General features: G+C 57.1%; 21 protein-coding genes and 1 riboswitch. Of the genes, 9 read left to right on the top strand and 12 right to left on the bottom strand.

Annotation, left to right across the window (positions count from 1 at the left end; all coding sequences use genetic code 11):
• Nucleotides 1-12: 12 nt before the first annotated feature.
• Complete coding sequence (clpP, locus tag AB6729_RS01130; protein ID WP_371079724.1) at nucleotides 13-609, top strand: ATP-dependent Clp endopeptidase proteolytic subunit ClpP; 597 nt, start codon at nucleotides 13-15, stop codon at nucleotides 607-609.
• 45 nt (nucleotides 610-654) lie between these two features.
• Here the strand turns inward: clpP and AB6729_RS01125 are convergent, their stop codons facing one another.
• Nucleotides 655-1275 (bottom strand): FMN-binding negative transcriptional regulator, encoded by a 621-nt coding sequence (locus AB6729_RS01125; RefSeq protein WP_371079723.1) that lies wholly within the window; start codon nucleotides 1273-1275, stop codon nucleotides 655-657.
• A gap of 27 nt (nucleotides 1276-1302) precedes the next feature.
• Nucleotides 1303-1746: a nuclear transport factor 2 family protein gene (locus AB6729_RS01120; protein ID WP_371079722.1), complete on the bottom strand. Its 444-nt coding sequence runs from the start codon at nucleotides 1744-1746 to the stop codon at nucleotides 1303-1305.
• A gap of 269 nt (nucleotides 1747-2015) precedes the next feature.
• Between AB6729_RS01120 and clpX the strand changes: the two genes are divergently transcribed.
• The gene (gene clpX, locus AB6729_RS01115; RefSeq protein WP_371079721.1) at nucleotides 2016-3296 is read left to right on the top strand and encodes an ATP-dependent Clp protease ATP-binding subunit ClpX; all 1281 of its coding nucleotides are present in this window, start codon (nucleotides 2016-2018) and stop codon (nucleotides 3294-3296) included.
• A 158-nt stretch (nucleotides 3297-3454) separates the two neighbouring features.
• Nucleotides 3455-5881, top strand: coding sequence for an endopeptidase La (lon, locus tag AB6729_RS01110; RefSeq protein ID WP_371079720.1), 2427 nt, complete (start codon nucleotides 3455-3457; stop codon nucleotides 5879-5881).
• Between the two features lie 65 nt (nucleotides 5882-5946).
• Here the strand turns inward: lon and AB6729_RS01105 are convergent, their stop codons facing one another.
• Complete coding sequence (locus AB6729_RS01105) at nucleotides 5947-6090, bottom strand: hypothetical protein (protein WP_371079719.1); 144 nt, start codon at nucleotides 6088-6090, stop codon at nucleotides 5947-5949.
• Between the two features lie 188 nt (nucleotides 6091-6278).
• On the opposite strand from AB6729_RS01105, the gene AB6729_RS01100 reads away from it, so the two are divergent.
• A complete protein-coding gene (locus AB6729_RS01100; protein WP_371079718.1) occupies nucleotides 6279-6428 on the top strand; it encodes a DUF3309 family protein in 150 nt (49 codons plus the stop codon).
• Between the two features lie 73 nt (nucleotides 6429-6501).
• Here AB6729_RS01100 and AB6729_RS01095 read toward each other — a convergent pair whose 3' ends face one another.
• Together AB6729_RS01095 and thrC are read right to left on the bottom strand one after the other, a co-directional pair.
• A complete protein-coding gene (locus AB6729_RS01095) occupies nucleotides 6502-6783 on the bottom strand; it encodes a MoaD/ThiS family protein (protein WP_371079717.1) in 282 nt (93 codons plus the stop codon).
• A gap of 1 nt (nucleotide 6784) precedes the next feature.
• On the bottom strand, nucleotides 6785-8077 hold the full coding sequence (gene thrC, locus AB6729_RS01090; protein WP_371081169.1) for a threonine synthase: 1293 nt from the start codon (nucleotides 8075-8077) through the stop codon (nucleotides 6785-6787).
• Nucleotides 8078-8231: 154 nt separating this feature from the next.
• Nucleotides 8232-8334: riboswitch (SAM riboswitch) on the bottom strand.
• 154 nt (nucleotides 8335-8488) lie between these two features.
• On the opposite strand from thrC, the gene AB6729_RS01085 reads away from it, so the two are divergent.
• Complete coding sequence (locus AB6729_RS01085) at nucleotides 8489-9922, top strand: diguanylate cyclase domain-containing protein (protein WP_371079716.1); 1434 nt, start codon at nucleotides 8489-8491, stop codon at nucleotides 9920-9922.
• On the opposite strand, the gene AB6729_RS01080 is transcribed toward AB6729_RS01085, so the two are convergent.
• Nucleotides 9919-10305, bottom strand: coding sequence for a hypothetical protein (locus AB6729_RS01080; protein WP_371079715.1), 387 nt, complete (start codon nucleotides 10303-10305; stop codon nucleotides 9919-9921). The two genes, AB6729_RS01085 and AB6729_RS01080, sit on opposite strands and share 4 nt — an antisense overlap.
• Nucleotides 10306-10429: 124 nt before the next feature.
• On the opposite strand from AB6729_RS01080, the gene AB6729_RS01075 reads away from it, so the two are divergent.
• Together AB6729_RS01075 and metH are read left to right on the top strand one after the other, a co-directional pair.
• Nucleotides 10430-11536 carry a homocysteine S-methyltransferase family protein gene (locus AB6729_RS01075; protein WP_371079714.1) on the top strand — a complete coding sequence of 369 codons (1107 nt, stop codon included), beginning with the start codon at nucleotides 10430-10432 and terminating at the stop codon, nucleotides 11534-11536.
• Nucleotides 11533-14241, top strand: a complete 2709-nt coding sequence (metH, locus tag AB6729_RS01070; RefSeq protein ID WP_371079713.1) for a methionine synthase — start codon at nucleotides 11533-11535, stop codon at nucleotides 14239-14241. The genes AB6729_RS01075 and metH overlap by 4 nt, the downstream gene beginning before the upstream one ends.
• Before the next feature lie 777 nt (nucleotides 14242-15018).
• On the opposite strand, the gene AB6729_RS01065 is transcribed toward metH, so the two are convergent.
• Together AB6729_RS01065 and nuoI are read right to left on the bottom strand one after the other, a co-directional pair.
• Nucleotides 15019-17079: a M3 family metallopeptidase gene (locus AB6729_RS01065; RefSeq protein WP_371079712.1), complete on the bottom strand. Its 2061-nt coding sequence runs from the start codon at nucleotides 17077-17079 to the stop codon at nucleotides 15019-15021.
• A 455-nt stretch (nucleotides 17080-17534) separates the two neighbouring features.
• Entirely contained in the window at nucleotides 17535-18080 is a 546-nt protein-coding gene (gene nuoI / locus AB6729_RS01060; protein ID WP_371081168.1) for an NADH-quinone oxidoreductase subunit NuoI, read from the bottom strand.
• Here nuoI and AB6729_RS01055 point away from each other — a divergent pair.
• Together AB6729_RS01055 and AB6729_RS01050 are read left to right on the top strand one after the other, a co-directional pair.
• Entirely contained in the window at nucleotides 18079-18699 is a 621-nt protein-coding gene (locus tag AB6729_RS01055) for a hypothetical protein (RefSeq protein ID WP_371079711.1), read from the top strand. The two genes, nuoI and AB6729_RS01055, sit on opposite strands and share 2 nt — an antisense overlap.
• Nucleotides 18696-19217, top strand: coding sequence for a hypothetical protein (locus AB6729_RS01050; protein ID WP_371079710.1), 522 nt, complete (start codon nucleotides 18696-18698; stop codon nucleotides 19215-19217). The genes AB6729_RS01055 and AB6729_RS01050 overlap by 4 nt, the downstream gene beginning before the upstream one ends.
• Before the next feature lie 2 nt (nucleotides 19218-19219).
• Here the strand turns inward: AB6729_RS01050 and AB6729_RS01045 are convergent, their stop codons facing one another.
• The 4 genes from AB6729_RS01045 to AB6729_RS01030 all read right to left on the bottom strand — a co-directional run bounded on the left by AB6729_RS01045 (nucleotide 19220) and on the right by AB6729_RS01030 (nucleotide 25461).
• Nucleotides 19220-21958: a hypothetical protein gene (locus AB6729_RS01045; protein ID WP_371079709.1), complete on the bottom strand. Its 2739-nt coding sequence runs from the start codon at nucleotides 21956-21958 to the stop codon at nucleotides 19220-19222.
• Nucleotides 21959-22034: 76 nt separating this feature from the next.
• Nucleotides 22035-23615 (bottom strand): ATP-binding protein, encoded by a 1581-nt coding sequence (locus AB6729_RS01040; protein ID WP_371079708.1) that lies wholly within the window; start codon nucleotides 23613-23615, stop codon nucleotides 22035-22037.
• On the bottom strand, nucleotides 23597-24022 hold the full coding sequence (locus AB6729_RS01035) for a response regulator (protein ID WP_371079707.1): 426 nt from the start codon (nucleotides 24020-24022) through the stop codon (nucleotides 23597-23599). Before AB6729_RS01035 ends, AB6729_RS01040 begins: the two co-directional genes overlap by 19 nt.
• 5 nt (nucleotides 24023-24027) lie before the next feature.
• Nucleotides 24028-25461 carry a CHASE3 domain-containing protein gene (locus AB6729_RS01030; protein WP_371079706.1) on the bottom strand — a complete coding sequence of 478 codons (1434 nt, stop codon included), beginning with the start codon at nucleotides 25459-25461 and terminating at the stop codon, nucleotides 24028-24030.
• Between the last annotated feature and the right edge of the window lie 75 nt (nucleotides 25462-25536).

Below are 25536 nucleotides of genomic sequence, written 5' to 3'. Positions count from 1 at the left end.
ACGAGGAGATACATGGGTCTGATTCCAATGGTGCTCGAGCAGACGAGCCGGGGCGAACGCTCCTATGACATTTACAGCCGTCTGCTGCGTGACAACATCATCTTTCTGGGAACTCCGATCGATGACAACGTTGCAAACCTGATCATTGCGCAGTTGCTCTTCCTGTCCGGTGAAGACCCGGAGAAGGACATCCAGCTTTACATCAACTCTCCGGGTGGATCGGTCAGCGCCGGCATGGCCATCTACGACACCATGCAGTACATCAAGAACGACGTTTCCACGCTGTGCATCGGCCAGGCCGCCAGCATGGGCGCCTTCCTTCTAATGGCGGGCAAACAGGGCAAGCGATTTGCCTTGCCGAACTCGCGCATCCTTATCCACCAGCCACTGATCATGGGCCACGGCATTCAGGGTCAGGCCACCGAGATCGACATTCACGCCCGCGAGATCCTGCGTCTGCGCGAACGCATGAACAAGATCATGGCGGAACACACCGGTCAGTCCTTCGATCAGATCGAACGCGATACCGACCGCGACTTCACCATGGGCGCAGACCAGGCAAAGGACTACGGCCTGATCGACGACATCATCACGCGTCCACGTTCGTAATTTCCAACCGCAGAAACGAAGAGGCCCGGCAACCGCCGGGCCTTCTTATTTGTTCACAGGGATAAGGGTGGCAACATCATCCCTGCCCTGTTGCCGCAACCCTGCGGCAACGCCCTCGCGATCCGCGAGCGGACGATTCTGGCTCATTTTTCGCTTCCCTTGCAGCCGCGCAATGGGCATGCGGAAACCCACGATGCCGCGCAACTGACTTCGGATGAAACCCTCAGGCGCATCGCTTACCTGCCACACGCCACCGATCCTGCCTTCATGATGTTGCGTCAACCGCGTGACCAGATCCAACAGGCGCGCCTCGTCCTGAAAGAACTCTGGCACACCGTAAGCGTGAATGGTCTCGTAGTTCCATGTGGGCACCACCTTGCCCGTTTCCTGCTTGGTGGCGTACCAACTGGGTGTGATGTAAGCGTCCGCACCTGCAAACAGTGCAAGCGCTTCTCCAGTCACAGCGGCGTTCCCTTGCGGATTCGCCTTTGCCACATGCCCATAGAGCGTTCCGAACTCGCCCTCATCGCGCACAAGAATCAAAGGTAGCGGTGTTGCAAGCAGCTCTGTCCCGCTCCATGTGATCAGATTCGCAAGGCCCACTGCCTCCATTGCTTCATGGATGACAGGCAGGTCCTGCATTTCAAAATGTGGCGGCAGGTACATCAATTCACTATACGGAACACCGTTCCGTTACTTCGACTGCGGATGACGGATACCCGTGTAATGTGCGCCCAACAGCTTCCACGTACCGTTCTCTCTCTGCGCAATAAACGAGCCGCGCATCTCCATGGAACGGGTGCCGCCATCAGGCTGTGGCATCTGGTAGGTGAACTTCACGATCTCAATGGCGGTATCACCAAACATCCGTACACGTATGTCACTGGTAGCCATAGATGGCCAGTCCGTCTTCTTGTCCGGCGCGTAGAAACTCAGGAAGCGGTCATGTTCATCCACTTCGCCCGCAGGCGAAACTTCCACGTAACTATCGCTGATCATGCGCGCCAGCGACGCCGCATCGTAGCCCTGTTCTGCTTTCAGGAAGTTCTCAACCAGCTGTTTCACCACCGCATCTTCACCAACGCGCGGCAAAGCATAGGCGCTGGTAACGGCAGTCAACATCAGAACAGCAAGCATTCCTTTAATCCGCTTCAATTCTTCGACCTCTTAGGCATGCAGACACATACGTGAAATGACGCAGTTTGGTTCCGGTCACTTTTATTGGACGTTGCCTCCCATGCCGAGGATTCACTGAAGCTTTTTGCGACTAAGCCACAGGAAATGTGTGGATTTCTCGTTCGAAATGGCGTCAGGATAGGTACCTGCGCCCTCAGCCGGTCTGTGGACGGGGTGTAAACTGAATCTCTGTCAGGTTTCTTTTCCCCTGGCAAGGAGCTCTCGACTCGATGAAGACTTCCAAGGGCACTGACGACTCGCTACGGTGCTCGTTCTGCCATAAGTCGCAGGATGCAGTAGCGAAGCTGATCTCTTCCCCATCGGATTACCCACGCGCGTACATCTGCGACGAGTGCGTCGCTGTTTGTAACTCAATCCTGGAAGACGACCGCGCAGAGACCACGCCAGGATCGGCCCCGGCCCATCTGCCCAAGCCGCATGAGGTGAAGGCGTTCCTCGATGAGTACGTCATCGGCCAGGATCTCACCAAGAAGAAGCTCGCCGTAGCGGTCTACAACCACTACAAGCGCATCCAGATGAACCGCACACGCGGTAACGATGTGGAACTTGCCAAGTCGAACATCCTGCTCGTGGGCCCCACCGGCAGCGGCAAGACCCTGCTGGCACAGACGCTGGCCAAGATGCTGGATGTTCCCTTCGCGATCGTCGATGCCACCACTCTGACCGAAGCCGGTTACGTGGGTGAAGATGTGGAAAACATCATCCTGAAGTTGCTGCAGGCCGCCGACGGCGATGTGACCCGCGCGCAACAGGGCATTATCTACATCGACGAAATCGACAAGATCGGCCGCAAGGACGAGAACCCCTCCATTACCCGTGACGTCAGCGGCGAAGGCGTACAGCAGGCGCTGCTGAAGATGCTGGAAGGCACCGTTGCCAACGTTCCTCCTCAGGGTGGCCGCAAGCATCCGCATCAGGAATTCACCATCGTGGATACGACGAACATCCTGTTCATCTGCGGTGGCGCATTCGTCGGATTGGAAAAGGTGATCGCCCGTCGTATTGGTAAGAAGGCGCTTGGCTTTAAGACCACCGTCGAAGGCAAGGAAGCGGACGTCACTCCGATTCGTCCGCAGCGTGATACGGAGATGCTGCGCCAGGCAGAACCGCAGGATCTGCTGAAGTACGGCCTGATCCCTGAGTTCGTTGGTCGTCTGCCCGTACTTGGCATTTTAGACGAGCTGGATGAAGCTGCTTTGATCGACATCCTGACGCGTCCGCGCAACGCCATTCTGAAGCAGTATGCGAAGCTGTTCGAGTTTGAAGGTGTCAAGGTCACCTGGACTCCGGAAGCGGCACAGGCCATCGCGCATGAAGCCCTGAACCGCAAGGTGGGTGCACGCGGTCTGCGCATGATTCTGGAAGAACTGATGCTGGACCTGATGTACACAATCCCAACGAACAAGAAGGTGAAGGAACTGGAGATTACAGCGGAAATGGTGAAGAACCGTACCGTTACTCTCCCCCTCCCTCTTGAAAAAGCGGGCTGATTTCTAAAAACAGAACGCGGCGACCACAATGGTCGCCGCGTTCTGTTTTGCATCTGATTTCCCGCCAAATTTACACACCACAAAGGCAGTACAATCACCGGAAGTGTCCACACACGTCGCATCCTGCGCGGTGTTGCGACGTCTAATGAGGGAGACCCATGCCGAAACAGACTGATCAGCCCCACGGCGAAGTACGTAAACTCCCCATGATGCCCATCCGCGACATGGTCATCTTTCCTCACATGATGACCCCCTTTGTCGTAGGCCGCGAATCCAGCGTACGCGCACTGGATGAAGCTCTCACAGGCGACCGCAAAATCTTCCTCGCCACGCAGCACGACGCCAGCATCGACGAACCCACCTCCGACGACATCTATGAGACCGGCACCATCGGCAACATTGTGCAGTCCGTGAAGATGCCGGATGGCAATATCAAGGTCCTGGTGGAAGGCGTGGAACGCGCCCGCACCGTGGAACTGAACGACGAGGATGGTTTCTTCGTCGCGACCGTGCGCACCGGCAAGACGGAGCTCGTCATCACGCCGCAGATTGAGCAGTTGATGCAGCTTGTGCAGCAGCGCTTTGAGCAGCACCTGAAACTGCAGCAGAGCCTCAACTACGAGACGATGGTGGCCAGCGTCCGCACAGATGACCCCACCAAACTGGCAGACGTCATCGCCGCCAACCTGCAGCTCTCCATTGAAGAGAAACAGGAACTGCTCGATCTCTTCGATCCTGCGCAGCGCCTCGCCAAGATCGCCGATGTTCTCGACATTGCCATTGAAAAACTGAACGTGGACCGCACCGTGCAATCGCGTGTGAAGCGGCAGATGGAACGCGCGCAGAAAGAGTACTACCTCAACGAGAAGATCAAGGCCATCCAGAAGGAACTGGGCCGCGGCGAAAAGTCTGAGTGGGACGAGCTGAAGAAGAAGATTGAAGCCGCAGGCATGCCGAAGGAAGCCTTTGACAAGGCCATCCAGGAGCTGAAGAAGCTTGAGGCCATGCCGCCTATGTCGGCAGAATCCACCGTCAGCCGCAACTATCTCGACTGGTTACTGGCCGTGCCGTGGAAGAAGAAGTCCAAGGACATCCGCAACATTGAACACGCGGAAACCATCCTGAACGAAGACCATTACGGCCTGCCGAAGATCAAGGACCGCATCCTTGAATTTCTTGCGGTGCGACAGTTAGTGAAGAATCCTAAGGGTTCTATCCTCTGCTTCGTCGGACCTCCGGGCGTTGGCAAAACCTCACTCGGCATGAGCATCGCCAAGGCCACCGGACGCAAGTTCGTCCGCATGTCTTTGGGTGGCGTGCGCGATGAAGCGGAGATCCGCGGACATCGCCGCACGTACATTGGTTCCCTGCCGGGCCAGATCATCCAGTCGATGAAGAAGGCCGGAACAAAGAATCCGGTCATCATGCTCGACGAGGTCGATAAGATGGCCAACGACTTCCGCGGCGATCCATCGGCCGCATTGCTGGAAGTTCTTGACCCCGAACAGAACGCAACCTTCCAGGACCATTACCTGGACGTGGAATATGACCTGTCGCAGGTGCTCTTCGTGGCCACGGCAAACGTGTTGCACACCATTCCCGGTCCGCTACAGGACCGCATGGAAATCCTGCGTCTGCATGGCTATACCGAAGTTGAAAAGCTGGAAATCGCCAAGCAGTACCTCGTCAAGAAACAGATGGAAGCCACCGGCCTGACAGCGGACAACATCGAGTTCACCGAAGAGGGCCTGAAGGAGCTTATCCGCAGCTACACACGCGAAGCCGGCGTTCGTAACCTGGAGCGCGAGATCGGCAATGTCTGCCGCAAGGCCGTTCGCCGCGTGGTGAAGGAAGGCACGAAGCACAAGAAAGAATCCATCACGGCAGAAAACATTGCCGACTATCTGGGCTCGCAGAAGTTCCGCGACTCCTTCATGCAGGAAAAGAGCGAAGTGGGCCTTGTCACCGGCCTTGCATGGACCGAAGTCGGCGGCAGCATCCTGCAGACTGAAGTGCAGGTACTGGATGGCAAGGGTAAGCTCACCACCACGGGCCAGCTTGGCGATGTGATGCAGGAGTCCGCGCAGGCTGCTCTCAGCTACGTCCGCAGCCGTGCGCAGCATCTGGGCCTGCCCAAGGACTTCTATCGCAACATTGACATCCACGTACATGTCCCGGAAGGCGCCATTCCCAAGGATGGCCCGTCTGCAGGCATTACGCTGGCCACGGCGCTCACCTCTGCGCTGACCATGATCCCTGTGCGTCGCGATATCGCCATGACTGGTGAAGTTACGTTGCGCGGTAAGGTTTTGCCGATCGGTGGATTGAAAGAGAAGCTCCTGGCAGCGCATCGCGCTGGCATCCGCGAAGCCGTCATGCCAAAGGACAACGAGAAGGATTACGCCGAACTGCCTCAACTCATCAAGGACGAGATGAAGCTGCACTTCGTGGCGGAAATGGATGACGTGCTGAAGCTCGCGCTTGAGGGCCCGCTACCCAGGCTGGAAGACGAGAAACCGGAAGCACTCAATCCGAAGATGCCTCCTCCCAGCACGCTTCGCCCTGCTACAGAAGCACGGCAATAATAAAAGACAAGCATCACAAAGGGCCGACATAATAACGTCGGCCCTTTCTGTTTCCGCCCCTCACATTACTTCTTGCCGCTAAACAGACCGCCGATCAACGAAATCACCCACACAATGGCCAGGATATGGATCGCCAGACTGGCACCATGAGTAAAAATTTCGCCAAGCAGCCAGATCAGGAACAGAACACCCGCAATTGCCAGAAACATAACCCTTCCTCCTGCTCCGCCTCAGCGGATGAAAACACCCTGCAAATAGAAGCATGTGCGGGGGCAGTGGTTGTATGCGCTTTCATAAAATCAAATCGCGCGCGCTGAGGAAACGCATTCGGAAGCCCCACGCATCTAGTCTCCTGTCGCACAACCGGCGCACGCGATTTTTGAAAGGAGACTTCCCCATGCTGATTCTTCTCATCATCCTCCTGCTGCTGGCCTTCGGCACCGCGCCCATCCTTCCTTACAGCCGTGGATGGGGCTACTACCCCAGCGGCGGTCTGGGCCTGCTGGCCATCATTGTTCTCATCGTGCTGCTGATGCACGGCGTCTAGGCGAACGAATCCAGGTTGCCAAAAGAAAACGGGAGCCGTCATGGCTCCCGTTTCTTTACCCTTGAAAGGAAAACTACATGCAGCCACCGGCGATGGAAGGAATAAACATGACCTCATCGCGGTCCTGAAACTGATACGTATCTCCGCCCAGGAAGCGGATGTCCTCATCGTTGACATACACATTGATGAACTTACGCAGCGTGCCGTCTTCATCCTTGATATGCACGCCCAGTTCCGGAAACTTCACTCCCAGATCGTCCACCAGCGCGGGTAGCGTGCCTGCCTCAGATTGCACCTGCTTGGTTCCTGCCGTGTGCCGCGCAAAGGCGGCGGGAAGCATTACTCGAATTGCCAACTTAGTTTCCTCCTGCAAGTGCCAGTTCCGGCTCTGCAGCAGATGCAGCAAGTCCGTCCAGCTCATTGATGTACTCTTCAAAGTCCGCCAGGCGCGGACGCACCGCGCGGCCCAGCGTAAAGCGATCCGCAATGCAATCGGTTGTCTTCAGGCCGTTACCCGTGATGCACACAACGGTCAGTTCATCTTCTGCAATGCGTCCCTGCGCAATCAGCTTGGCGGTTACAGCCGTCGTGACGCCACCTGCGGTCTCGGTGAAGATGCCTTCCGTCTCCGCCAGTTCCTGGATGCCGCTGACCACTTCGATGTCGGACACATCCTCAGCCCATCCGCCAGTCTCGCGAATCATGCGAGAGGCAAACGGACCATCCGCCGGATTACCGATCGCCAGCGAACGCGCAATGGTCGAGGGCTTCTGCGGTGTGATGGTCTCCGTGTTGTTCTTCACGGCCTGCGCAATAGGCGAGCAGCCCGTGGCCTGCGCACCGAAGAAACGCACATGCTTTGCTTCGACAAGACCGAGATAGACAAGCTCATCGAACGCCTTCTTGATCTTGCGGATCAGCGAACCACCGGCCATCGGAACAACAACGTTGTCCGGCAGCTTCCATCCCAGTTGTTCCGCAATTTCAAAGCCCACAGACTTGGAACCCTCTGCGTAGTAAGGGCGCAGATTCACGTTCACGAAGCCCCAGTTGTACTGATCAGCAATCAGGCTGCACAAACGATTTACATGGTCATAGTTGCCATCAATGCGCACCAGACGTGCACCGTAAATCAAGGTATTCAGAATCTTCGCGGGTTCAAGGTCGGCGGGAACCAGAATGCAAGCCTTCATGCCCAGCCGGGCCGACTGTGCCGCCACCGAGTTCGCCAGGTTACCGGTCGACGAGCAGCCCACCACATCAAAGCCAAACGCACGCGCATTGGCCAGCGCCACTGCCACCACGCGATCCTTGAAGCTCAGTGTAGGGAAGCAGACAGCATCGTTCTTCACATACAGGTTCTGTGAACCAAGGCGCTTCCCCAGGTTCTTCGCACGCACCAGCGGCGTAAATCCTACCGGCAGGTCTGGCTCAAATCCCTCAGGAATGGGCAGCAGCGAACGATAGCGCCACATGTTGTCCGGACCGGCTTCGACAATCTTCTTCGTGAACAGAGGCTTCGCAGCTTCCAGGTCGTAACGCACTTCCAGAGGCGTAAACGATTCGTCGCAGATGCTCAGCGGCTGGTTGCCATAGCTCTTACCCGATTCCTTCGAGTAAAGCTCATACGGTGTACACGCAGACGACATAGAACCCTCTTCCGGTGTGGAAGAAAGACACTGCACTGCGACGCTCTCTTGGATGTGGCGCGTTCCATGGCGATAGATGGCGCCGCGCGGAAGGAAGTCTGATTAGACGGTCATACTGCTGGTCCGAACAAGCTGCGGAGAAGCCGTATCCCGAATCTCATGTTCCCCGGTTCCCCAGGAGAGAGTTGACACCGGTACAGACTCGTCCGGTTGTCGTGGCGTCGCAGGGCTCATCCCTCAGCCACTCTTCATGAAATCCGAATCTGCGTGAAACCACTGCAGAAAAGGATGTTGCTTCTTTATACCAATGCTTCAGGCACCGTGCAACCAAAGACATGAGTCCCCGTCTGGCGATTGCGCGAAAAGGTTTAGACTGAAGGAGTTCCCCTGAGATTCGTAAGGATGAGGTCAATGGTTCCAACACAGGCTCGTCCAGTGCGCCCGCTCTCGTCCGCCGGACTGGCCATCAGCCTCTTCTTTGCGGCATTTCTTCCTCTCTTCGCACAATTGATCACGGGGATCGACTGGCTCATGCCTCTGCTGCCGAGCCTCGCGTCGTGCATGGCAGCCATCACATGCATCGTGATGGTGCGTAGTCACTGGGGATTATCCGGGGCGCGCTGGCACTACCTCTCCCTGCACTTCCTTTTCCGTGGAGCGGCAACTGTTCTGGACCTTCCGGGCATCGCCACATTCGCCCCCGTCCCTGCCATCGGCTGGCTTAAAGCTGGCTTTTATGCCGTTGCCGTTTTTTTCCTTCTTCTATCCCTGATCTCACTGCAAACACGCCGCAATCTCGCACTGCGCACCGTGGATGTAAGTACCATCCTGTTGCTCACACTTATGACTTTGCCTGCGGGACAGAAGCTGGTTACGGAGAATCATGGGCTTCGTGCACCAGTCCTCTTACTGTTCTTCCTATGTCTTGCTGCAGGCGCAAGCTATCTCTCCAGTGCATCGCGCAGCAATGTGCAGTTTTCCGGACTAGTCACACGCTACCTTCTGGTGGCCCTTGCAGCACGTTCCATCGCAACCATCGAAGCAAACTCTCGCCTCGCACTGATACTGCTGTCCTTGGCACTTGCCGCAGGTCCTCTTTACTTCTGCTGGGATGCAAACCGGATTCTGAAACAGCGTGGTGTTCACACCAGTGGACGACGCCCCGGAGCGTTCTCACACAACCTGCTTTTTTCTCTTCTGTCATTCGGTGCAGGCGGAATTGCAGTGGTCACACCGGCGCCCACATCCATGCTGCAACACGGCGCTATGCTACTGGTGCTTCTGCTCTTCATCACGCGCACGCATCTGCTCTATCGCGAACACCTGCGTGAGCAGGAATCACTTCGCCAGACCACGCTGGAACTGGAACGCAAGGCCAACGAAGATCCCAAGACTGGCATTGGCAATCGCAAGTGGCTTGCCGAAACCTTCGATACCCTTGCCCCCTTGCCGCGGAATTTCCCCGTAGCCCTGCTCCTCGTGGATATCAACGGCTTCGGTCGTGTGAATGAAGATTTCAACTATGGCGTGGGCGACATGGTTCTGCGCTCCGTTGCAGCACGCTTACGCCAGTTCTCTGCAAAACATCCGCGCGCTGTGTGTTCGCGGCTTCGTGGCGACGAGTTTGCATTACTTCTACCGCGATGCTCTGCCGATAGCCTCCAGGAGATGACGGAACGCCTGCGGGACGCCATCCACGCAATCCCGTTTGACTTCGGCTATCGCGCTTCCGTCTCCATCGGCGTCGCCATTGCCGAACACGGTGTCACTCTTCCTCACCTTCTGGAAGACGCGGATGAGGCGCTCTTTGCCAACCGTTCACGCGCATTGGAACCTGCGAGTTAGTTCTCCACGTGAGACAGGATGGTGCGCACACCAGATACAAAGCGATGCGGATCAAACTCTGTGCGGAGGATTTCATCCGGGCAATCCGTCATCACCGCAACACGCCAGTTGCAAACAAAAGCCACAATCTGCTCAGGCTGTCCTGTTTTGATTTCAGAGCATAGCTCCTCAGCAGCCCTAATCTTCTGCTCACCCTCGACATCAATCAGCACTAGGTCGTACAACCTGGTCCAGAACATCGAAAGGCCTTCGGTAGTGGAGAGCGTGGAATCTACCTCAAATCCCGAAAGACGAAGGATCTGGTCTCGCAACGGGCGTAACGTCTCGCGCGAGCAGATATGCAGAATGGTTTTTGTCGGTACTTCAGAAGGAATCAGAGACATATTTGGATGACGTCGACTACAAGCTCTTCCACAATGAAACGAGCAGTTTCAGTGTACAGAAGGATGCGAAGCAAAGGGATGCCGGACGCGTCGCATTGCACTCCAGTATCATCAAATCTTTGATATGTCTTCGAATAGCGATCAACATCCTCTGCGTAAAGTCCTTCAGGAGCGCATCGCCATTATTGACGGCGCCATGGGCACCACCATCCGTACCTACGGGATGACGGAAGCCGACATGCGCGGTGAACGCTTCAAAGACGCCCCCAAAGACCTGCTAAACAATGGCGATCTGTTCTCACTCACGCAACCGAAGATGATCTGCGATATTCATCGCCGCTTCCTCATCGCGGGTGCAGACATCGTGGAAACGAACACATTTTCTGCCACAGGCATTGCGCAGAGTGAGTTTTTCGTAGAAGATCCGCGCGAACATGGCGGCCGCAAAGACCCCGCGTTCTATCAGCAGATCCTTGAGAATAAGTTCCTCAACGATCTCGCGTGGGAGATTAACGAAGTCTCTGCGCTGCAGTGCCGCGAATGGGCCGATAACGTGGCCAGCGACGACGGTCGCCAGCGTTTTGTTGCAGGTGCCATCGGTCCGCTGACCGTTTCGCTCTCAAACTCTCCGGACGCCGACGATCCCGGCTTCCGCGTGGTCACTTTCGATCAGGTTCGCGAGGCGTACAAACTGCAAACACGCGCACTGATTGCGGGTAAAGTGGACACGCTGCTCGTAGAAACCATCTTCGATTCACTGAACGCGAAGGCCGCGCTCGTTGCCATCCGCGAAGTCTTTGACGAAGACAGGGTCGAACTGCCCGTGATGATCTCCGCAGCTGTTGGTCGTGGTGGTGAAACCATGATCTCCGCACAGACTGTGGAAGCATTCTGGAATGCGGTGAGCCATGTAAACCCACTGTCTGTGGGCCTGAACTGCTCCATTGGCCCGGATTTGATGTTTCCATTCCTTAGCGAACTCGCAGCCAAGGCCCACACCGCCATCAGCGCTTATCCCAACGCGGGCCTGCCCAATCCCCTGTCACCCACAGGCTTCGATCTGGAACCGGAAGACATGGCGCGCTTCCTCAGCGACTTCGCAAAGAACGGTCTCATCAACATTGCAGGCGGATGCTGCGGCAACACACCGGAACACATCGCCGCCATTGCAAAAGCCCTCGACGGCAAACACCCGCGTGAATACGCATTAGAACTGGCTGGAGCACGATGATTCCGCAACGCCCCCTGCGCCTTTCAGGATCGCAACCCTTCACGCAGCAGCCTGGTGTCTTCATCATGTTGGGCGAACGCACCAACGTTGCCGGTTCGCCGAAGTTTGCAAAGCTGATCAAGGAAGGCAAATACGAGGAAGGCGTCGCCATCGCGCGTCAGCAGGTCGAGAACGGCGCCAACGTCATCGACATCTGCATGGACGAGGGCATGATCGACGGCGTTGCCGCCATGTCGCGCTTCCTGCAACTCCTCGCCAGCGAGCCTGAAGTCGCCAAGGTCCCCTTCATGGTGGACTCCTCCAAGTGGGAGGTCATTGAAGCTGGCTTGAAGTGCCTGCAGGGCAAAGGCATTGTCAACTCCATCTCGCTGAAGGAAGGCGAAGAGAAGTTCCTGCAGAATGCACGCACGGTGCGTAAGTTTGGCGCTGCGGTCGTCGTCATGGCCTTTGATGAACAGGGGCAGGCGGCCACTTACGAAGACAAGATCCGCATCTGTGAGCGCGCTTATCGCTTGCTTGTGGACGTTGTCCACTTCCCGCCGGAAGACATCATCTTCGATCCCAATATCCTCACGGTAGCCACCGGCATGGAGGAGCACAACAACTACGCCGTGGACTTTATCAACGCCACACGCTGGATCAAGCAGAACCTGCCCCATGCCAAGGTTAGCGGCGGCGTCTCCAACATCTCCTTCAGCTTTCGCGGCAACAACAAGGTACGCGAAGCGATGCACTCCGCGTTCCTCTTCCACGCCATCGCCGCAGGCATGGACATGGGCATTGTCAACGCAGGCATGCTCGAGGTCTATGAAGAGATCGAGCCGGAGCTGAAGGAACTCGTTGAAGATGTTCTGCTGAACCGCCGCCCGGATGCCACGGAACGTCTCGTCGACTTTGGTGAGAAGCTGAAGGCTTCTGGATCGGCAAACACCGAGGCCGCGGAAAAGAAGGTGGAGGAGTGGCGCAGTGGCACTGTGGAAGAACGCATTGCACACGCCCTGGTCAAAGGTATCGATGCATACATCGAACAGGATACGGAAGAAGCACGGCAAAAGTTAGGCCGTCCTTTGCTTGTCATCGAAGGCCCATTGATGGCTGGCATGAGCATCGTCGGCGACCTCTTCGGTGCAGGCAAAATGTTCCTTCCCCAGGTGGTTAAATCCGCGCGTGTGATGAAGAAGGCCGTTGCATGGCTCACTCCTTTCATGGAGCAGGAGAAGGCAACACTTGCCGCAGCAGGCATTGAGATCAAAGCTCAGGGTAAGATCGTGCTCGCCACCGTCAAGGGCGACGTGCATGACATAGGCAAGAACATCGTTGGTGTCGTACTTGCGTGCAACAACTTCGAAGTGATCGACATGGGCGTGATGGTGCCCGCGGAGAAGATTCTGGAACGCGCCAAGGAAGTGCGTGCGGACATCATCGGCCTCAGCGGCCTCATTACGCCATCCCTTGATGAGATGGTGCATGTCGCGCGCGAGATGGAGCGGCAGAACTTCACGCTGCCACTGCTCATCGGTGGCGCAACCACCAGCCGTGCCCATACGGCAATCAAGATTGCGCCGCATTACAGTCAGCCGGTGGTTCACGTCACCGATGCCAGCCGCGCCGTCCCGGTCACTACAAGCCTGCTCAGCGAAGAGAACCGCACACAGTTCATTGAGCAGCATCATGCAGAGTATGAAGCGGTCCGCAAGGCACACGCGGCGCCTAAGCAGCCTATGGTGTCGCTGGCAAAGGCACGCGAGCGTCGCACGCCCATCGCGTGGAAGAGTGAAGATATCGCTACACCGGAGTTCACCGGCGTGCGCGTCCTCGATAACTTCCCGCTGGAGACGCTGCGGGAATACATTGACTGGTCACCCTTCTTCCACGCCTGGGGCCTGAAGGGACTCTATCCGCGCATCCTCGACGATGAGAAGCAGGGCACGGAAGCACGTGAACTGTTCGCCAATGGCAACAAGATGCTTGACCGCATCATCGCGGAGAAGCTACTTACGGCACGCGGCGTGTACGGTCTCTTCCCTGCCAATGCTGTCGGTGACGATGTGGAGCTGTACACCGATGCATCACGCAGCGAAGTCCTCACACACTTCTACTTCCTGCGCCAGCAGGCGCATCGTGAAGGCAATGAGCCTTGCCGCTCGCTTGTGGACTTCATCGCTCCGAAGGAGACAGGTTTGCCCGATACCATCGGCGCCTTCGCTGTCACAAGCGGTATTGGCCTGAAGGAACTTGTGATGAAGTTCCGCGAAGAGCACGATGACTACAGCGCCATCATGGCGGAAGCGATTGCTGATCGCCTTGCAGAAGCTTTTGCGGAGGCGCTGCATAAGCAGGTGCGTGATGAGTGGGGCTATGGCCGTTGCGAGGGGCTGTCGGTGGAGGACATGGTCCGCGAGAAGTATCGCGGCATTCGTCCTGCGCCCGGTTATCCTGCGTGCCCCGATCACACGGAGAAAGGCACCATCTGGAAGCTGCTGAAGGTGCAGGAAAACACCGGTATTGAGATTACCGAATCCTTTGCCATGTGGCCCGGCTCAAGCATCAGCGGCATCTATTTCGCGCATCCGGAATCGCGTTTCTTCTCGCTGGGCAAGATCGATCGTGATCAGGCAGAAGACTACGCACAGCGAAAGAACTGGACCGTTGCGGAAGTGGAACGCTGGCTTGGCCCCAACCTTGGGTATGATCCGGAGGGGTAACCCCCTCCCTCCCCCTCTTTTTCTAAAATCGCCTTTTGATTGGGGTTAGGGTTTTGGTGGCTGTAAAATCGTCTTTCTGTTGGGGTTATGGGCAAAACCGTCTTTCTAAATGGGTTAGGGCCGCGCTTTGCGTGGCCCTTTTCTCTTCTCCTTCTATTTTAGTGGTTTGGGGGAAATAACATGCCACCTCTATTGCTTTTGGTTTGTTGGAGTTGGGTGGTTTAGGGGCTTGACAGGTTCTGATGCCTTCGGCTTGGTGCCAGCCATGATCTTCTGTAGACGCGCGGGATTTGCTTCATGCTCCTGTTTGTCTTTTTGGCCGCGCGGTTTTTTCTTGGTTTGGGTTTCTTATGGCACGGCTGAAGCCGTGCCCCTTCAAAGAAGACGCGCTTTGCGCGTTGGAGCTTCGCCTTGCGAAGCTGGTTTGGGGTTTTGGCTGGAAGATTGTGAGGGCCTTGGCGAGAGGGGAGTTCGTCTGGATTCTTCGCTTTGCTCAGAATGACGGTCTTTCGACCGCAGGAGCTTTGCTCGGGATCTTTCAACCGTTGAGCTTCGCTGGGTGATGGTCTTTGACCGTTGAGGCCTCGCTGGTCGCGCTTTCGCACGAATGGAGCAGCTTTGCTGCTCGGCCCAGGTTAGCTGCGCGAACCTGGGGCACCCGGTTGGCTGACGATGAGGCGTGTGGTTGCCATCCGGCTACATCGATAATGTGGCATGGCTACTATCCGGCAGATGATCTGGCATGGCTACTATCCGACTGATGATCTCGCGTGATTGCTATCCTGTTACGGCTGAGTCCGGGATGCCGCGCTGTTGCAGCATGGGACCTATCTTCGGGTCGCGTCCTGCCCATTCGCGATACAGTTCTGCGGGATCAGCGGTGTTGCCGCGTGAGAGGATCATGCTGCGAAGGCGGTCGCCGTTTGCACGGCTGAGGCCTCCGTTCTGTTCGAACCAGTGATAGGCGTCACTGTCGAGCATCTCGGCCCATAGGTAGGCGTAGTAACCCGCGGCGTAACCGCCGCCGAAGATGTGTGCAAAGTACGTGGAACGGTAGCGCGGAGGGACCAGCGCAAAATCGATCCCCTTCTCTGCCAGCGCCTTCATCTCAAAGTCGTCAGCCTGCTGCAATGCTTCGAGGGAAGACAAGGTATGCCACTTCAGATCCACTTCAGCCGCTGCAAGCACTTCCGTTAGCGCGTGGCCGCCGTTGAAATTCTTCGTGGCCTTCAGCTTTGCCTGTAGTTGTTCCGGCATTGCCTCGCCCGTTTGCCAGTGCTTCGCGTAATTTGCGAATACCGCAGGATACGAAGCCCAGTGCTCATTGAACTGCGAGGGGAATTCTACAAAGTCGCGCGGCACGGATGTTCCGCTGAGCGACGGGTACATGACATCGCTCAACATGCCGTGGAGTGCGTGGCCGAACTCATGGAAGAGTGTGTTCACTTCATCGCTGTCGATGAGCGTCGGCTGACCATCCACGGGTTTGGTGTAGTTGCACACGTTGGTGATGATGGGTGCGTACCCCAACAGCTTTGATTGCGTGAGGAGTGAACTCATCCACGCGCCGCCGCGCTTGGAGTCGCGGCGGTAGAAATCGCAATAAAGAAGCGCCAGGTGAGAGCCGTCTTCATTGAAGACCTCATACGTCACAACGTCAGAATGGTAGACGGGCAGGTCCTTGCGTTTGGCAAACGTGATGCCATAGAGTTGCGTTGCGGCATACAGAACACCGTCTTCGAAGACACGGTTCAGATCGAAGTATTGCTTGACCTCGTCTTCGTTGATGTCGTACTTCGCCTTGCGCACTTGTTCTGCGTAGAAGGCCCAGTCCCACGCCTCTAACGTAAACTCGCTACCGATCAGCTCCTGCATTGCCGCTGCTTCTGCCTTTGCGCCAACGAGCGCGGCAGGGACGAGATTATCGAGGAATGCAATGGCAGCCTGCGGTGTGCATGCCATCTGATCGTTCAGTTTCCACGCTGCATAGTTTTCATAACTAAGCATGCGCGCGCGCTGGGCGCGGAGTTGCGCCAGCCGCGTGATCATCTCGCGTGTATCGCTTGCATTGCCCTTTTCCGCGCGTGACAGTGAGGCCTGCCACAGTGCCTGGCGTGTTTCGCGATTCTTTAACGAAGCAAGTGCAGGCTGCTGCGTGGTGTTCTGCAATGTGAGATAAAAGCCTTCCAATTCGCGGTTTTTTGCAGCTTTTGCAGCTTCTGCGATCTCTACATCACTCAGGCCATCGAGTTCTTCTCGCGTTGCCACCTGCAAGCCGCCTTCCTTCATGGCGGCCAGTACGCAGTTAATGAACTTTGCCTGCAACGTGGACTGTTCCTGATTCAGAGCCTTCAGCGTGTTCTTGTCCGGGTCGCTCAACAGCGCGCCGGACTTCACAAATCCGTCGTAGGTAAGCTCCAGTAACCGGAGCGATTCCGCATCCAGCGACAACGACGCGCGCTGATCGTAGACAGCTTTCACACGTGCAAACAGACGCTCGTCCAGGTTGATGCTGTCGCTGTGCGCTGCGAGTTTCGGCGCTACATCCTGCTGCAACTGTTGCAATGTCGGATTGGTGTGTGCGCCGGAGACTGCGTAGAACGCATGCGCCACGCGGTTCAACAGCTCTCCGGTTTTCTCCAGGGCAACGATCGTGTTCTGAAACGAGGGTGCTTCCGCGTTCGCGATGATTGCGTCGACTTCTGCACGTGCTTCTGCCATGCCAGCTTCGAATGCAGGCATGTAATGTTCGTCGCGGATCAGGTCAAACGGCGGTGCCTGATAAGGCAGAGTGCTTATGCTGGAAAGAGGATTGTTGCTATCGAACGGAATGCTCATCACTCTTTATTTGACGGGATTTGTGATGATTTGGGCAAGTGGAGGCTTATGGAGAATGATGTTCGGATACAAGCGTGGCTTTCCGGGGGCATTGTAGTGGGCAGAAAGAAATGCAGGTCCCCTTCGCTTTGCTCGAGGGCATGCTTCGGCTTCACTGCGTTTCGCTCAGGATGACGAACTTCGTTCGTATGGAGCTTCGCTTTCGCGAAGCTGGTTTGGGTTCTTTGGCTGAAAGAGGTTTGGCGTTGTGGCAGGGCTAAACTTCGTCGGGATTCTTCGCTTCGCTCAGAATGACGGACCTTGATGGTATGGGCGTTGTGGGAAACACTTGTATGTCGGTTCGTGCTTTTGCAGGAATACCCAGGTTAGCTTCGCGAACCTGGGACACCCATACATGCGAAAGGCGCGATGCAGAATCCGCATCGCGCCCTTGGAAACACAAACTTTCTATGAGGTTACGAGAGCAGTTCTACGCGATCTTCGCTGCTACCGGGCTTCAGCGTCGACGGCAGTATCGGCATCAGCAGGTCTTCCTTGCGCATGACCAGGTTCGTCGCATTCAGGCTGGCCAGCTCAAAGCCGTGACCATGCGTGATGGCGTCCGTGGGGCACGCTTCCACGCAATAGCCGCAGAAGATGCAGCGGTTGTAGTCAATGTTGTAGACCTTGGCATAGCGCTCGGCCGAGGAAATGCGTGTCTCTTCGGTGTTCTCGGCTGCCTCGATGTAAATGCAGTTCGACGGGCAGGCCGCCGCGCACAGGAAACAGGCTACACACTTTTCCAGGCCATTTTCATCGCGCTGCAACTGGTGCTTGCCGCGGAAACGCTCCTGGAAGATGGCGCCGCGCATGGGTCCCGCGCCGTCGGGGTAGTTTTCAACCTCTGACGGCTGCAGCATCTCCTTGAAGGTGATGCTCATGCCCTTGGCAATGCCGGCAATGTTCTTCACGACTGACATGGCTTGAGTATACGATGCCTGCTCCGTTAGTGTTCTCTCTATGGCTTCTCTGCGCACCGCTCTTGCCGTCCTGATCGCGTTTTCCCCGTTAGCCGCCGTTGCCCAGAAGGAATCTCCGGAGCTGCGGGCGTACGAATCCTGCGCCTTTCCCGATGGCCTGACCGTGACCGACGTTCAGCCTATGCCGCCGGACGTACGGGATCGCCCCGCAAAGACGAAGCAGGGCGAAAAAAGCATCCCGCTGCTGGGCGGTCGCCGCATCACCTTTTCCTACCCCGGAGCCGAACCTTTTGCCAGCGTGAAGGTAGAGCTGCTGGCGCCGGACAACTATGCCGTCAATAAGCGCTATCTGCTGGAAGATTTTGACGATATTGTGGCATCGGACAAGGGAGTGGCGAAGAACACCACACGCCCGGCTCGCCTGAGCGCCTTCAGCGTGACGGGGCTGGATCGCAAAGAGGTCTCCGGCAATACGCTTGGTATTTATATGCTGATGGACGATCCAACTCACGTGGTGTCCACGATCTATCTGCTGAATCCGAAACAGAGTCACTACAAAACGGTGGAAGACTACGCTCGCCAGCGCGATACCTTCCTGTACAACTACACCCGCTGCATCCGCAATAACCAGAACGGCGTTCTGTTTGGAGTGACGAAATGATGAAGTCTGTCCTGCTTTCCTGCGCGTTACTGACTGCTTTCATTTCTGTCTCCGCGCAAGGCGGTATGGCGATGAACAAGCCTGCTGCGGTGCCGTCGACTTCGCTGACGGTGACAGGGCTTACCGGTACGGCAAAGACGTTTTCAGCCGCAGATTTCAAGGCTCTGCCGCACGTGACGGTGAACGTGCATAACGTACACACCAACAAAGACGAAAGCTACTCCGGCGTTCCGGTGAAAGAACTGCTGGCCCTGGTTGCGCCTGCGAAGGGTGAAGGGCCGAAGGTGTCGGGCAATATGACGCTGATTATTGCCGGAGCTACCGATGGTTTTCAGGTAGCGATCACGCTCTGTGACACCAATCCGGATTGCCGTAATGGGCAGAGCATTGTCGCGGATGCGCTGGATGGTGTGGCGCTTGCGCAGGATGGCGCGTTCAAGCTCGTTCTTTCGGAAGACAAAAAGCCCGCACGCTGGGCGCGCAACCTGCAATCGCTGACGGTGAAGGCGGCGCAGTAGCCTTACTGCGGTGGCGTATTCCCGGCAGGAACAGGAGCGACGGTGGCCTGTGGTGTTGCGGGAGTTGTGCTGCTGGGCGGAGGCGCAGTGGTGGCAGGTGCAGCTCCGGCATTGGAAGGAGCGCCTCCCCTCCGCGTTCCGGTGGATGGCGGCGAGGTTGTCGTCACCGTGCTGACCACCTCCGGGTCGTCGCGCAGCTTCAGGTATAGCGTGTGGTTGTCCGTGGGACGCGGCACCGAGATGGAATCGCCTGCAAATCCCAGCGGCACTTCGATCTCATTTTCAAAGCTGCTGTCAGCAGATACGGAACCCAGAAGATACAGGTCTTTACCCGCAATCTGACAGCCGGATTCGTTCGCGTCCTCTTTCGCCGCGCTGCGCGTGCAGGTGAACCCAGTAATCACCGGAGTACGCACCAGCGTTCCCAACGGAATCCAGTCGCCTGCCGTTCCGTCGCTGGCAACGGCACGTACCTGGATGGGACCGAAGGCGGACGAGCCAAAGGTCTTTGCGGGCGTCAGGAAGGCCAATGCCGTGTGGCTGTCCTGCAGCACGACGGAGCCGTCCGCCAAGGACAGGGTGGCTTTCAGCGAGCCATCGGATAATGCGACTTCAATCTTTTCGCTGCGGGGAAAGCGCTCGGGGAAGCGTGATCGCAGCGCCAGCGTCAGTTTGGCATTCAGCGGAATGGCATTCTCGCTGCTGAGGATCAATGGCATCCCCGAGCCAGCGTCGGCTTTTAATGTCTTACGCAACAGGTCCACCGCAGGACGCGCTGTATCGACGCTGTACGACACCGGTACGGTGCGGCCATCCGCCAGCTTCGCTTCCGCTGTCCCACTGTCGCCAGCGTTGAAGGGGGATTTGGCATGTGGATCGGCGTTTTGTTTGTCCTGCGTGCGTACCAGTTGCAGCGACTTACCATCGGGCGAAGGACCGTCTGCGGCGGGCTTGTAATCCACGCCTGAAATTTTGACCGAGACTATGCCGCCCAGCCCTGTGCCGGAGAGCATGGCAGCGGTATCGCCTGCATGGATGCGGATTGCCTCCAGCCGGGTCTTGTCGGAATAAGCCGTTACCGCGACGTTCTCGATGCTGGTGGTACCAAACTGTTTCACCAACAGATGAACGCTGCCGGGCGCTGCCTTCTCAAGCGGGAGGCTTACCTGCAGCACATTCCGTCGATCGGGCACCTGCTGCCATTTCAGGGGACGATCCTGCCCTCCCTGATCGAGCGCGACGGATGAAGTGCAGGCTATTCCATCGGCGTGGAGACGAAGCTGGTTCTCACGACCTGTAAACAGTTCCGACTGCTCTGCCGCAGTCCAGTTACCACCCGGCAGTCGCTGCAGCGGCACGGTGACGCCCGAGAACGAATCGAAGCCCCACATTCCCTGCAATGTACCTGTGATCTGCAAGGGGCCGTCTTTGTCAGCGATTACAGGTGTGGTGGCGCCGCTCTCCGGATCTGGCGGGGGTGCAGGCTTTTCGCGTGACGGATCAGCGTCGCGTACTTCCGGGGCCGCTACCGGCAGAGGCTTGCGACCGCGAACCTCCGTCAGCACCAAACCACCTTCGAAGGCATCCGCCATCAACGGCAGGTCCGTCTTTCCATTCAACGTAGCGCCATTGTTCAGGTGCAGGTGCAGATCATGCGCGAAGCTGGTGGCATACACCAGGGGAGCGCCTTCCAGCGGCAACACCATTTTCGGCTGCAGCAGGCAGGACACATGCGACGGGTCCTGAAGACGCAGCGGAGGAGCCACCGAGGACTGGATCGCCGGCAGGGCAACCACAATGACCGACTTGGGACTATGGAATGACGGCGCCGTGTTCAACCGCAGATTGAGCGATTCGTCATCGGGAAACGCAATGGCCGGAATGTATTGAAAGTGCGCGGTATGGATGCCGCTCATCAGGCGCACCAGGTCAATGACCGTGCCTACGTAGGCGGAATACATCCCTGCGCCACCTGCATTCGCCATCGGCGTTCCGGCAACAGCACCAATCAGGTTCGCGGAATCACCGGATACCAATGCAGCGGCCAGCGTCTGACCGTGGCCGTCGTCCAGCAGTAGCTGGCCACCCGTTTGCCGCAGGCAGGCCATCTGTTGATCAGCGGCCTTCTTGAAGCAGTCGTCGTTCGGCTTCAGGTTCAGCGTGGCGGCCAGTTTCTTGGAGTGGTCCAGCAACTGATCGGATGATCCATCCGGGATACGCTGCAACGCCTGCAGATAACGCTCAATGCGTGCCTGTTCAAAGGACGCTTCGTTGAGATCCTGCGAGGCGCGGACAAAGGTTCCTGGACGGCCTGTGACAGCCGACTTCAAGGTAGAAAAATCGCCACCCGTTTCCGGTGCAAGGAAGATGAGCGCCTGCTGCGCCTCCTGCGGCACTGCTACGGTGACGCCTTCAGAAAATTTCTTATCCCAGGTCTTGAGCGCGGTGAACCAGTTATCTGGTGGCGGGTTCGTGCTGCCACGCAGAAACGCCACAATGAGAACCATGTGGACAGACTGGGTCCGGGGCAGGTCAGCATGGATGGTGAGCTTATCGCCCGCCTGCAGATTCGGCACCATCGCAATCGGCAGCGACTGGTCTCCGCGCTGCACATGCACGTTGATACTCGGACCGGTCAGATCAAAGCGGTTGGAGGCCTGCCCCAGTGCCGCAACACATGACACCGCGACCACTGCAAGATGCAGCGCAATGCGACTCCCCAGACGAAATCTTCCTCTCAAGCGTTGCGACATCCCTTGGCGTTAGACGGCAAACGTTCCAGAAGCGTAGCTTGCGACGCCTCCGCGGATACTCTCATCAGGCAACAATACCTGTTCTTACATTGGTACGTTCCGACGGATCAGTGATTTCCCTGCCTGAAGCCGATGCCGGATCGCCCCCAAACGGCAGAAAAATACGGAATGTGGTGCCGCCAGGCTCTCCCTGGCGCGCTTTGTGGCTACGTACCTGGATCCTGCCGTGATGGCGATCCACAATTTCCTTGGAGACCCATAGCCCCAGACCCGTTCCGGTGACCCCCTTGGTGGAGAAGAAGGGCTCGAAAAGCCGCTGGATCGTCTCGTGATCCATGCCGCTTCCGGTATCCGAAACCGTGATGACGAGACCCTTTGCCCCGGTCATGGCATCCGTTGCCTCGGCCGTCCGCAGCAAGAGTTGTCCGCCGGTGGGCATGGCATCGATCGCGTTGCCCAGCAGATTGACAATCACCTGCCGCACCTCGCCCTCATACGCAAACAGAGGCTGCCGGCTGCGGAAGCGCCTGGTAATGGCAATGTCCTGGCGGCGGATGCGCGATTCAAACAATGCCAACACGGTTTCAATCAACTCTTCTGGTTCAGTATGCACAGGGCGGCTGGATTGACGATGAAAACGAAGTGTCTGCACGGTGATCTGCGCGACGCGATCCAGCTCCTTCTGTGCCATCTCCAGGTAAGAGCGCCCCATCTCGTCCATCTGCGATTGCTGCACCAGATAAAGACAATTCGTCATGGCTGCGAGAGGGTTATTGATCTCGTGGGCGATGGATGCTGCCAGCCGCCCTGCCACTGCCAGCTTCTCTGTCCTGCGCAGAACCTCTTCACTTTTTTTCTGATCGCGAAGGTCCGCGATAAACACAGCTATTTCCCGATTCTCTTCCGCGCCACCGCCTCCCTCACGATCCAGAAAGGTCAGTCCCACAAGTGTTTCAATCTGTTCGCCGGAAGCCGTCATGCAGACGGACTCGAATGGCTCTTCCACCGTGTCGCCATCCAGGTGAGCAAATGATTTCTGCAACCCGGGAAAGATATCCATCAGGGCAATTTTGCCCGCCAGAAGTTCCAACTCGCCGTACTCCAGCAAACGGACCGCAGCAGCATTCGCATAGGTGATACGACCGGAACTCTGACCAATCAGCAGCCCCAGCGGCATGGCGTCCACCAGCCTGTGGAAACGCATCTCCGAGAGTTCCAGAGCGCGTTCCGCGGCCACACGGGAGCGACGCGCCGCCGCTTCGCGCAGTTCACGTTCGAGTACGGGCACCAGCCGCGCCAGATTCTGCTTCGTAACGTAATCCTGTGCGCCGCGCCGCATGGATTCCACCGCGGTTTCTTCGGAGATGGCACCGGACATCATGACAAACGGCAGGTCAACCCCGCTGTGGCGAACCAGGCTCAGCGCTTCCGGGCCGCTGAAGTTGGGGAGGTTGTAATCCGCAATGACAATATCGGGCGGTTGCGCAGCGATTGCTGCCATCATCTCTGCCGCCGTCTCCACACGCGTCACCGATGGCGCAAATCCATTGCGCCTCAGAAAACGTTCCAGCAGTGCTGCATCGTCCTGGTTGTCTTCGACCAGCAGCAGCGAGATACGCCGCGGTTCTAGCTCAGAGGTGGGCATTCGTTCAGCACCAGCCAGTACATGCCAAGCTGACGGGTGGCCTCGGCAAAGTCTGTGAAATTCACCGGCTTGCGAATGTAGCTGTTCACTCCCAGCTTGTAGCTGCGCACCACATCGCGTTCTTCATCCGAAGAGGTTAGAACGACGACAGGCAACATGCGCGTACTGTCATCCTCGCGGATACGACGCAACACCTCAAGCCCCTCCACCTTTGGCAGCTTCAGGTCCAGCAACACGAGCTGAGGACGCACAGCAGCCGGACCGAAGAGCGCATCCAGCGCTTCTTCACCATCACGCGCAACACGAACCTCATTCACGATGTTGCTCTTTTTCAGAGCGCGAATGGTCAGCAGCTCGTGATCAGGATCATCTTCTACAAGGAGAATGGTACGGCTCGTGTCTGGCATGGGTGTCATCCTAACGTAAACCAGAAAGTTGCGCCATCATCCACGGTGCTGTCGGCCCAGATGCGTCCGTGATGGCGGCGAACAACTCTTGCTACCGTTGCCAGGCCGATACCGGAGCCCTTGAAATCCTTGTCGCCGTGCAACCGGTTGAAGGCATTGAACAGCTTGTCGGCATAGTGCATATCGAAACCGGCACCATTGTCACGGACTCGCCACGCCTTCTTATCCTCATCCCATCCGAAGGAAATGTCAGCGTGTTCCCTGCGCGAAGTAAACTTCACAGCGTTCCCCAGAAGATTTTCCAGAGCCACCTGCACCAGCTTTGGATCGGCCTGCGCCGTTGGTCCCGGCGTGACAGTAAAAGCAATGTCCCGGCCCGGATGTTCTTCCTTCAGCACGCTGATGACATGCTCTGCAATGTCGGTGGGTGAAACCGTTTCCCGAACCAACTCTGCACGTGTGATGCGTGAAAGCTGCAAGAGCGCGTCGATCAACTGGCCCATGCGCTGGACGCCGGTACGCACACGACGGATGTAGTCCCTTCCGGTCTCATCCACAACCTCAGAATAATCTTCCATCAGAGCCAATGAGAATCCATCGATGGTTCTCAGCGGGGCTCGCAGATCGTGCGACACAGAGTAGGAAAATGCTTCCAGTTCACGATTTGTACTTTCCAGCTCTGCGGTGCGGTCCTGTACACGTTGCTCCAACTCTGCATTGAGGATGCGGACCTCCTCAGCAGACCGCTCTGCTTCCGCCTCAGAACGCAGCGCTTCTTCCCTTGCCTGTTCCGCAGCTAAACGCTGATCCCTCTCCTGCCCGAAATACCACGTAACCAAAAGGATCATCAGGAGGTCCAGAACGCAGGCCAGGCTAACCGCAAATATCGTGCGTACACCATTCTGGTGCACTTCAATGGCGCGATTTGCCATCAACTTGCGTTCCTCGTTTTCCATTGCGTTCAGCAACAGGCGCGCGCGACGCATCTCCACTTCACCCACGCCGGAATTGACCAATGCCACAGCAGCATCCAGCCCGGAGGTTTTGCGTGCATTCAGCATGTCCTGCAGCAAGCTCATGCGACGTCCCACGACACCGCGCAGAGATTCGAGGTTTTTCTGCTGTTCCAGGTTGTCTACGGTCAGATCACGAAAGACTTCCAGCTGCCGCGGGAGTTCGCTCTCTGCCGCGTGATAAGGGGTGAGCATGGATTCCCGTTCCGGGGCCATGACATAACCGCGCACGGAGCTTTCCGCATCGTCCAGAAGCTGCATCACGCGCTCTTCCTGGCCAATGACTTCCCATGTGTGTGCGAGCCACGCTTCGCTTTCCATCAGCGAGTGAAGCGACGACACAGCAAACCACGTATTCAATCCAACTACGATGAGCGCTGCAATCAGCGCCAGAGGAATAATCGAACGGGAAGGCCGTGCAGGCATAGTCCCCACATTGTAACGGCGCAAACTTTATCCGGCGTCTGCCGTTCATGCTTCCTGAAGGGAATGACTTCTGAG

Source organism: Terriglobus sp. RCC_193, from assembly GCF_041355105.1.
Classification (GTDB): domain Bacteria; phylum Acidobacteriota; class Terriglobia; order Terriglobales; family Acidobacteriaceae; genus Terriglobus.
This window is presented reverse-complemented; position numbering and strand designations above follow the sequence as displayed.